The sequence below is a fragment of the Comamonas sp. wu1-DMT genome, from assembly GCF_040187805.1.
GTDB lineage: Bacteria > Pseudomonadota > Gammaproteobacteria > Burkholderiales > Burkholderiaceae_C > Comamonas > Comamonas thiooxydans.
In genome coordinates this window covers 313,322-322,029 of the sequence record NZ_JBANEM010000004.1, presented here as the reverse complement: position 1 = coordinate 322,029, position 8,708 = coordinate 313,322, and the positions used below count along the sequence as shown (strand labels likewise).

The window sequence follows — 8,708 nt, the reverse complement described above, 5'->3', positions numbered from 1 at the left end:
GGACAAGGACTGGCGCAGGGTGAAAGCTCTGCAACGGTCTTTAAACCACTCGTTTTCCGCCAGGGCTCTGGCGGTAAGACGTGTAACTGAAAACCAAGGCAAGCGAACGGCGGGAGTCGATCGTCAGCTTTGGGATTCTCCTGCCTTGAAACGGGCGGCGATTGGAAGGTTGAAACAGCAGAGGGGATACAGACCCAAGCCATTGCGGCGGGTCTACATCCCCAAAGCCAACGGGAAGGAGCGTCCTCTGGGCATCCCAACCATGTTGGATCGGGCCATGCAGGCGTTACACCTGCTTGGTCTGGAACCCGTGGCAGAAACCACGAGCGATCCGAATAGCTACGGCTTCAGGAGAAATCGTTCGACGGCAGATGCCATGGGCCAGATATTCGTCACCACCTCTCAGCGGTCTGCGGCTGCTTGGGTGTTGGAGGCAGATATTCGAGGCTGTTTCGACCATATCAGCCACGAGTGGCTGGTGCGTCAAGTTCCCATGAACAAGACGATCCTGCGCAAATGGCTGAAAGCCGGGGTAGTCCATAGAGGACACCTATCGCCAACTGAAGAAGGGACGCCGCAAGGCGGCATCATCTCGCCAACCCTGGCGAACATGTGTTTGAACGGGCTGGAAACCGACCTGAAAGCGCACTTGGTTGCGAAATACGGAAAGACGAAAGCCAAAGGACTCAAAGTCCATGTGATCCGGTACGCCGACGATTTTGTGGTGACCGGCATCTCGCTAGAGCTGCTGGAAACAGAAATCAAGCCGTGGATAGAAGCCTTCCTCGCACAACGAGGTCTGCAACTGTCGCCGGAGAAGACCAAGGTCGTTCACATAGACGAGGGTTTCGATTTCCTGGGATGGAACTTCCGCAAATACAAAGGGAAGCTCTTGATCAAACCGAGCAAGAAGAACGCGCAAGCGTTCTATCGCAAAGTCAGTGAAATCGTGAAAACACACCTATCGACGAAGCAGGAGGATCTCATTGCCAAACTGAACCCAATCCTTCGAGGCTGGGCGCGGTACCACCAACCGGTGGTGGCGAAGGAAACCTTCAGTCGGATGGACAGCCTTATCTACTGGCGCTTGGTGCGCTGGACGAGAAGGCGACATCCGAATAAGTCCCACCCCTGGTGCAAAAGCCGTTACTGGCGGCGCATCAAGGACAGGGATGAGTTTGCTGCAACTGTGAAAAAGGCAGATGGCCCACTCATGATCAAACTGTTGAAGCTTGCAGATACAGAGATCGTGAGGCACGAAAAGATCAAGGGGGAATACAACCCCTTTGACCCAGTATGGGAGGTGTACGGAGAGGAGTTGAGAACGAAACGCATGTTGAAAAATATGACGTACCAGTACGAAACTTCGATGCTGTATATCAGCCAAAATGGGCGTTGCGCACTTTGTGCGGAGCCGTTGGAGGATGGTGAACGCTGGCACGACCACCACATTGTTTACAAGGTGATGGGCGGGTCAGACAACCTCTCCAATCGGGTGCTACTGCATCCGGTCTGTCATAGACGACTGCATGCCTTGGGTTTGCAGGTAGCGAAACCGGCCTCATAAAGGCTTCGCGTCCACATAGGGAAAGACCGAGGAATTAGAATCCTCGATTCACAACTACATGGACGGTGTTGTGCTTGAGCCGGATGCGATGAAAGTCGCAAGTCCGGTTCTTAGGGGGGGATGGTTCAGCAATGAACTGTCCCTACCCTCCACCACCAAAAAAAAGACATGACCAAGTTCGTCTTCGTCACCGGCGGTGTGGTGTCTTCCCTAGGTAAGGGAATCGCCTCAGCCTCCCTTGCTGCGATTTTGGAATCGCGCGGTCTCAAAGTCACCCTCATCAAGCTCGATCCCTATATCAACGTGGACCCGGGCACCATGTCGCCCTTCCAGCACGGCGAAGTGTTCGTGACCGATGACGGAGCCGAGACCGATCTGGACCTGGGACACTATGAGCGTTTCATCGAAACGCGCATGCGTCAGAGCAACAACTTCACCACGGGCCGCATCTATCAGTCCGTGCTGGAAAAGGAACGCCGTGGCGACTATCTGGGCAAGACCGTGCAGGTCATCCCCCATGTCACCAACGAGATCCAGGAATACATCAAGCGCGGCGCGGGCCTTGGCACCGACCACGAAGTGGATGTGGCCATCTGCGAAGTCGGCGGCACCGTGGGCGACATCGAGTCCCTGCCCTTCCTGGAAGCTGCGCGTCAGCTGGCGCTCAAGCTCGGCCCCAACAACTCCGCCTTTGTGCACCTGACCTACCTGCCGTTCATCGAGACGGCCGGCGAGCTCAAGACCAAGCCCACCCAGCACACCGTGCAGAAGCTGCGCGAAATCGGCATCCAGCCCGATGCGCTGCTGTGCCGCGCCAAGCACCAGGTGCCCGAAGAGGAAAAGAGCAAGATTTCCCTCTTCACCAATGTGCCCGAGTGGGGTGTGATCTCCATGTGGGACGTGGACACCATCTACAAGGTGCCGCGCATGCTGCACGAGCAGGGTCTGGACGGCCTGATCTGCGACAAGCTGCGCCTGAACACGCCTCCCACCAATCTCAAGCGCTGGGACGATCTGGTCTATGAGACCGAGCATCCCCAGGGCGAAGTCAAGATTGCCATGGTGGGCAAGTACGTGGAGCTGTCCGACGCCTACAAGTCGGTCAACGAAGCGCTCAAGCACGCCGGCATGCGCAACCATGTGCGCGTGAAGATCACCCATGTGGACTCGGAAACCATCCACGACGCGGATGCCACCAAGCTGCTCAAGGATTACGACGGCATTCTGGTGCCCGGCGGCTTCGGCTCGCGCGGTGTGGAAGGCAAGATCTCCACGGCCCGTTTCGCCCGCGAGAACAAGGTGCCCTACCTGGGCATCTGCCTGGGCATGCAGGTCGCCACCATCGAGTACGCCCGTCATGTGGCCGGCCTGGCAGGCGCCAACTCCACCGAGTTCGACCCCGCCACCCCCAACCCCGTGATCGCCCTGATCACCGAGTGGAAGGATGCGGACGGCACGATCAAGACCCGTGACGAGAACTCCGACCTGGGCGGCACCATGCGCCTGGGCGCACAGTCTTCCGACGTGCAAAAGGGCACGCTGGCGCACAGCATCTACGGCGACGTGGTGACCGAGCGTCACCGCCACCGCTATGAAGCCAACACCCAGTATCTGGACCAGCTGCGCGAAGCCGGCCTGGTGATCTCGGCCCTGACCCAGCGCGAACAGCTGACCGAAATCGTCGAGCTGCCCGCCAAGGTTCACCCCTGGTACATCGGTGTGCAATTCCACCCCGAGTTCAAGTCCACCCCCTGGGATGGTCACCCGCTGTTCAACGCCTTCATCAAGGCGGCCATGGACAACAAGGCCCAGCCGGGCAAGAAGGCCTGATTCCCTTCCTTCGGAATCAATCCTCAAATAGGAGCTGCCAGCGCTTGAAATGCAATGACCTCAGCATCAAATGATGTTGAAACCATTCAATGTAGAGCGCTGGCCGCTTCAGTTTTTGAAGCATGCGCGGCGCGCAAAAAGGAACCCACCATGAAACTCTGCGGCTTTGATATTGGTCTGGACAAGCGCTTCTTTCTGATCGCCGGCCCTTGCGTGGTCGAATCCGAACAGCTGCAGATGGACGTGGCCGGGCAACTCAAGGAAATCACTTCCTCGCTGGGCATTCACTTCATCTTCAAGAGCAGCTTCGACAAGGCCAACCGCTCCTCGGGCACCAGCTTTCGCGGCCCCGGCATGGAAAAAGGCCTGGAAATCCTCGCCAAGGTGAAGAAGGAATTGAACGTGCCCATCCTCACCGATGTGCACACCGAGGCCGAAGTGCCTTACGTGGCGTCTGTCGTCGACATGCTGCAGACCCCCGCCTTCCTGTGCCGCCAGACGGACTTCATCCGCGCCGTGGCCCAGTCGGGCAAGCCCGTGAACATCAAGAAGGGCCAGTTCCTGGCCCCGCATGACATGAAGAATGTCATCGACAAGGCCCGTGCTGCGGCGGTGGAAGCGGGCCTGCCCGCAGACAGCTTCACGGCCTGCGAACGCGGCGCCAGCTTTGGCTACAACAATCTGGTCAGCGACATGCGCTCGCTGGCCATCATGCGCGAGACCGGCGCTCCTGTCGTGTTCGACGCCACCCACAGCGTGCAGCTGCCTGGCGGCAACGGCACCTCCAGCGGCGGCATGCGCGAGATGGTGCCCGTGCTCTCGCGTGCGGCCGTGGCCGTGGGCGTGGCAGGCCTGTTCATGGAAACCCATCCCGATCCCTGCAATGCCCTGTCGGACGGCCCCAATGCCGTGCCGCTCAAGCACATGAAGGCCCTGCTCGAAACCCTGGTGGCGCTGGACGATGTGACCAAGCGCAACGGCTTCCTGGAAGACCATTTCCAGGCCTGAGCATGCATACACAGCGCATCAGCAGCGACATGACGGCCTTGCTGCAGGCCTGCATGTCCATACGCCCCGGCCGCCCCAAGGCGGGCACCGGCGTCTGAGCAGATGATGCACCCCGGCATGACCGACACGATGAAGCGTGGCGTCATGCCTTTTTTGTATCCGCTTTTGTGTCCGAATGCTTGCACAGAAACGTCTTGCGCAAGAAATTCGACGGCTGCAACACGTCAAGGCAAAAGCGGCCCACCAAATTTGTGCACAATAGCCGCCTCAGCCTCTTCCATACTCGTCGCGTGCATGGCGCGCGCGCAGCATGTGGAGAAGAGTCGGCTTCACAATTTTGATAGCAGCTTGCGCTTCATGCACAAGCGCTTGGGCGTGATTTCATGAAAGAAGTCAGCCTGCACGTACCGATTTCAGAAACCCAAAGGAAATGCAATGAGTGCCATTGTTGACATCGTAGGCCGCGAAGTGCTGGACAGCCGCGGCAATCCCACCGTTGAGTGCGACGTGCTGCTGGAATCCGGCGTGATGGGCCGTGCCGCCGTGCCCTCGGGCGCATCCACCGGCTCGCGCGAAGCCATTGAACTGCGTGATGGCGACAAGAGCCGTTACCTGGGCAAGGGTGTCCTGAAGGCTGTTGAGCACATCAACACCGAAATCTCCGAAGCCGTGCTGGGCCTGGACGCTTCCGAGCAGGCTTTCCTGGACAAGACCCTGATCGACCTGGACGGCACCGACAACAAGAGCCGCCTGGGCGCCAACGCCATGCTGGCCGTCTCCATGGCCGTGGCCCGCGCAGCAGCCGAAGAAGCCGGCCTGCCCCTGTACCGCTACTTCGGCGGCATGGGCGGCGTGCAGCTGCCTGTCCCCATGATGAACGTGATCAACGGCGGCGCCCACGCGAACAACTCGCTGGACCTGCAAGAGTTCATGATCATCCCCGTGGGTGCCCCAACCTTCCGTGAAGCCGTGCGCTGGGGCGCCGAAGTCTTCCACGCACTGAAGGCCATCATCCACCACAATGGCATGTCCACCGCCGTGGGCGACGAAGGCGGTTTCGCACCTTCCGTGGAAAACCACGAAGCCGCGATCCAGCTGATCATCGAAGCCATCGAAAAGGCCGGCTACAAGCCCGGCGAGCAGATCGCCCTGGGCCTGGACTGCGCAGCTTCCGAGTTCTACAAGGACGGCATGTACGTGCTGGCCGGCGAAGGCAATATGACACTGACTTCGACGCAGTGGACCGACATGCTGGCCGGCTGGTGCGACAAGTACCCCATCATCTCCATCGAAGACGGCATGCACGAAGGCGACTGGGATGGCTGGAAGATCCTGACCGAGCGCCTGGGCGCCAAGGTTCAGCTGGTGGGTGACGACCTGTTCGTGACCACACCAAGATCCTCAAGGAAGGCATCGAAAAGCGCATCGCCAACTCGATCCTGATCAAGATCAACCAGATCGGCACCCTGACCGAGACCTTCGCCGCCATCGAAATGGCCAAGCGCGCCGGCTACACCGCCGTGATCTCGCACCGTTCGGGCGAAACCGAAGACAGCACCATTGCCGACATCGCCGTGGGCCTGAATGCTGGTCAAATCAAGACCGGCTCCATGAGCCGCTCCGACCGTATCGCCAAGTACAACCAGCTGCTGCGCATCGAGGAAGACCTGGGCGATGTGGCCGAGTACCCCGGCCGTGCTGCCTTCTACAACCTGCGCTAAAGTGCGCAGCTGAAGTAAGTGCCCGGCAACCGCTTTGCGGCTGGGGCGCTTACCCTTGATTCCACCAGGTTTTTTTTATGGTCAACCGCGTCGTCTGCGTCACTTTGCTGGTCTTGCTGACCGCCATTCATGCCCAGCTCTGGCTGGGCAATGGCAGCATGGCCTATGTGCACGAGCTGCAGCAGCAAATCAAGGATCAATACGCGGCCAACGCCCTAGAAAAATCGGAAAACGACAGGCTGCAATCCGAGGTCAATGACCTCAAGGACGGCCTGTCCACCGTGGAAGAAAAGGCCCGTTACGAGCTGGGCATGGTCAAACCCAATGAAATCTATATTCAGGTTTCCAAGCGCTGACCCGGCACCCGCTCTGCATCAAAGCCAGCCCTGCGCTGGCTTTGCTGTTCCTGCGCCCACGGTGGTGCTGCTGGGCGCACCGCATGCACTGGCGCGCGGCATGGCGCATGGCTTGCTGCAGGCCCGTCTGGATGCGGGCCATGACACGCCCTGGCAATGCCTGGCCCCCGCGAGCGGCGATGAATGGCCGGCCGATGCCCTGGTCTATGTGCTGGGCCAGGACTGGCGCGATGCCGACCCGGACCCCGCTATCGCGCAGCAGATCGGCCAATGGCGCGCACTACTGGAAGCACGCTCGCAGAGCTATGTGATGCTGTACGGCAGACCGTCTGCCCAATGGCAGCAACTGGCTGCCTCTCTGAAATTCATGGAACCGGGCGCAGACTGGGATTGGATTTCAAGCAAAAACCCATGGAGTTCGAGTCAGAAAATACGCCGCAAAGCCTGCGAGCAATGCGGCGATCCCGAGTGCGAGCTGGCACTGTTCGAGGCCTTGAAAAGCGCCCCCTGAGGCGCCTCGTGCCTTCTCCCCCTGTCTTTTCCGAGCAGGAAGACACCCGCGCTGCCCGGCCTGGGCTCTTGCAGGGTGTCTCCACCGCCATCAGAGCTCCATAGCCGCGAGCAGACTGTTCAGTTACTGCACCGAGCTGGAGCTGGGCGGCTGCTTTTGCACTTCGGTGAACAGACGCGCCGCATCGATGGCGTCGAACTGGTATTGCTGGCCGCAGAAGTCGCAGCCCACCTCGATCTTGCCACGCTCGGCCACGATGGAATCCACCTCTTCCTCGCCCAGCGAGGTCAGCATGGCGGCCACACGGTCACGGCTGCAGGTGCAGGCGAAACGCGGGGCCTGCTCGTCGGCCTGAGGAGCGAAGCGCAGCAGCTTCTCTTCCCAGAACAGGCGCCGCAAAATGGTCTCCACATCCAGCGTCAACAGCTCTTGCTGCGTCAGGCTGGAGGCCAGCGTGGCAATGCGGTTGTACTCCTCGTTCAGGCCCTGGGCGTCATGCTCGGCCTCCCCGCTTTCGGTGGCCGCGGCTAGATTCGCCTCGCCCTTCACAGGCATGCGCTGCAGCATCAGACCGGCAGCGATCTGGTCATTGGCAGCCAGCACCATCACGGTGTCGAGTTGCTCGGACTGCATCATGTAGAACTGCAGCGCATCCGACAGACGCTCGAAGCGACCGCCAGCGCCATCGTTGAGCGGCACCACGCCCTGATAGGGGTTCTGGCCGGGCTGGCGGTCCTTGGGGTCCAGCGTGACGGCGCAGCGGCCCGCGCCATGGGCATTGACCAATTCTGCCAGCGGGGCCAACTGGCCGCGCAGGGGCAGACTGGCCTCTCCCACCAACGATGCCGTGGCACGCAGGCTCAGGTCCGACTGCACTTCGGCCACAGCCAGTTTGACGGGGCCATCGCCCATGACCTGGAATACCAGCGCGCCATTGAACTTGATATTGGACTGCATCAGCACGCCAGCCGCCGTCATCTCGCCGAGCAAGGTGCTGACGGCCTCGGGATAGGCGCCGGTATCCTTGTTGCCGGCACGGCGCTGCAGGATTTCCTGCCAGGAGTCAGTCAGGCGAACAATGGCACCACGCACGGGCAGGCCGTCAAAAATGAATTTATGCAGTTCAGACACGCTAATCGATTCCGGTAAAGAGCTGGGCCCTCAGCCCAGCTTGCGCAAGCCGCGCTTGAAGCGGCGAGCATTTTCAACATAGTTCCTGGCGCTCTGGCGCAGACCTTCGATCTGCTCGGGCGATAGCTCGCGCACGACCTTGGCGGGGCTGCCGAGGATCATGGAGCCGTCGGGAAATTCCTTGCCCTCGGTCACCAGCGAGCCTGCGCCCACAAGGCAGTTCCTGCCTATCCTGGCGCCGTTGAGCACCACTGCACCGATGCCGATGAGCGAGCCATCGCCAATCGTGCAGCCATGCAGCATTACTTGGTGGCCAACCGTCACATTGCAACCCACCGTAAGCGGTTTGCCGAAATCGGCATGCAGCACGCTGGCATCCTGGATGTTGGAGCCCGCACCGATGCTGATGTTTTCGGTATCCCCGCGGATGACCGTTCCAAACCAGACGCTGGCGTCCTTGTCCAGCTTGACGCGGCCCATGACCTCGGCGCTGTCGGCCACCCAGGCGCTTTCGTCGATCTGCGGCGCAACGCCGTCGAGTTCGTAAATTGCCATCTGCTTGTCTCCCTGTGGGTTGCTTCTTT

General features: G+C 60.2%; 7 protein-coding genes and 1 pseudogene. 6 read left to right on the top strand and 2 right to left on the bottom strand.

The genetic code is table 11. The features are described 5' to 3' along the window. From ltrA to V8Z78_RS09175, 6 genes and pseudogenes are all read left to right on the top strand, one after another. The coding region (gene ltrA / locus V8Z78_RS09200) for a group II intron reverse transcriptase/maturase (protein WP_349731258.1) at window positions 1–1,567 on the top strand (1,567 nt) is incomplete at its 5' end. 168 nt (window positions 1,568–1,735) lie between these two features. After that, the gene (gene pyrG, locus V8Z78_RS09195; protein ID WP_003064508.1) at window positions 1,736–3,397 is read left to right on the top strand and encodes a CTP synthase; all 1,662 of its coding nucleotides are present in this window, start codon (window positions 1,736–1,738) and stop codon (window positions 3,395–3,397) included. Window positions 3,398–3,547: 150 nt separating this feature from the next. Next, window positions 3,548–4,405 carry a 3-deoxy-8-phosphooctulonate synthase gene (kdsA, locus tag V8Z78_RS09190; RefSeq protein WP_003057718.1) on the top strand — a complete coding sequence of 286 codons (858 nt, stop codon included), beginning with the start codon at window positions 3,548–3,550 and terminating at the stop codon, window positions 4,403–4,405. A gap of 435 nt (window positions 4,406–4,840) precedes the next feature. Beyond that, window positions 4,841–6,126, top strand: a pseudogene (gene eno / locus V8Z78_RS09185) (phosphopyruvate hydratase). Between the two features lie 77 nt (window positions 6,127–6,203). Next, on the top strand, window positions 6,204–6,482 hold the full coding sequence (locus tag V8Z78_RS09180) for a septum formation initiator family protein (RefSeq protein WP_003064503.1): 279 nt from the start codon (window positions 6,204–6,206) through the stop codon (window positions 6,480–6,482). Then, on the top strand, window positions 6,451–6,993 hold the full coding sequence (locus V8Z78_RS09175; protein WP_349731257.1) for a hypothetical protein: 543 nt from the start codon (window positions 6,451–6,453) through the stop codon (window positions 6,991–6,993). The genes V8Z78_RS09180 and V8Z78_RS09175 overlap by 32 nt, the downstream gene beginning before the upstream one ends. A gap of 123 nt (window positions 6,994–7,116) precedes the next feature. Here the strand turns inward: V8Z78_RS09175 and hslO are convergent, their stop codons facing one another. Next, window positions 7,117–8,124 carry an Hsp33 family molecular chaperone HslO gene (gene hslO, locus V8Z78_RS09170; protein ID WP_003064499.1) on the bottom strand — a complete coding sequence of 336 codons (1,008 nt, stop codon included), beginning with the start codon at window positions 8,122–8,124 and terminating at the stop codon, window positions 7,117–7,119. 30 nt (window positions 8,125–8,154) lie between these two features. Further along, a complete protein-coding gene (locus V8Z78_RS09165; RefSeq protein WP_003064497.1) occupies window positions 8,155–8,679 on the bottom strand; it encodes a gamma carbonic anhydrase family protein in 525 nt (174 codons plus the stop codon). Window positions 8,680–8,708: the final 29 nt, after the last annotated feature.

Coding starts and splice junctions, on each gene's coding strand:
- pyrG (WP_003064508.1), top strand. CDS start 1,736: ATGACCAAGTTCGTCTTCGTCACCGGCGGTGTGGTGTCTTCCCTAGGT.
- kdsA (WP_003057718.1), top strand. CDS start 3,548: ATGAAACTCTGCGGCTTTGATATTGGTCTGGACAAGCGCTTCTTTCTG.
- V8Z78_RS09180 (WP_003064503.1), top strand. CDS start 6,204: ATGGTCAACCGCGTCGTCTGCGTCACTTTGCTGGTCTTGCTGACCGCC.
- V8Z78_RS09175 (WP_349731257.1), top strand. CDS start 6,451: ATGAAATCTATATTCAGGTTTCCAAGCGCTGACCCGGCACCCGCTCTG.
- V8Z78_RS09165 (WP_003064497.1), bottom strand. CDS start 8,679: ATGGCAATTTACGAACTCGACGGCGTTGCGCCGCAGATCGACGAAAGC.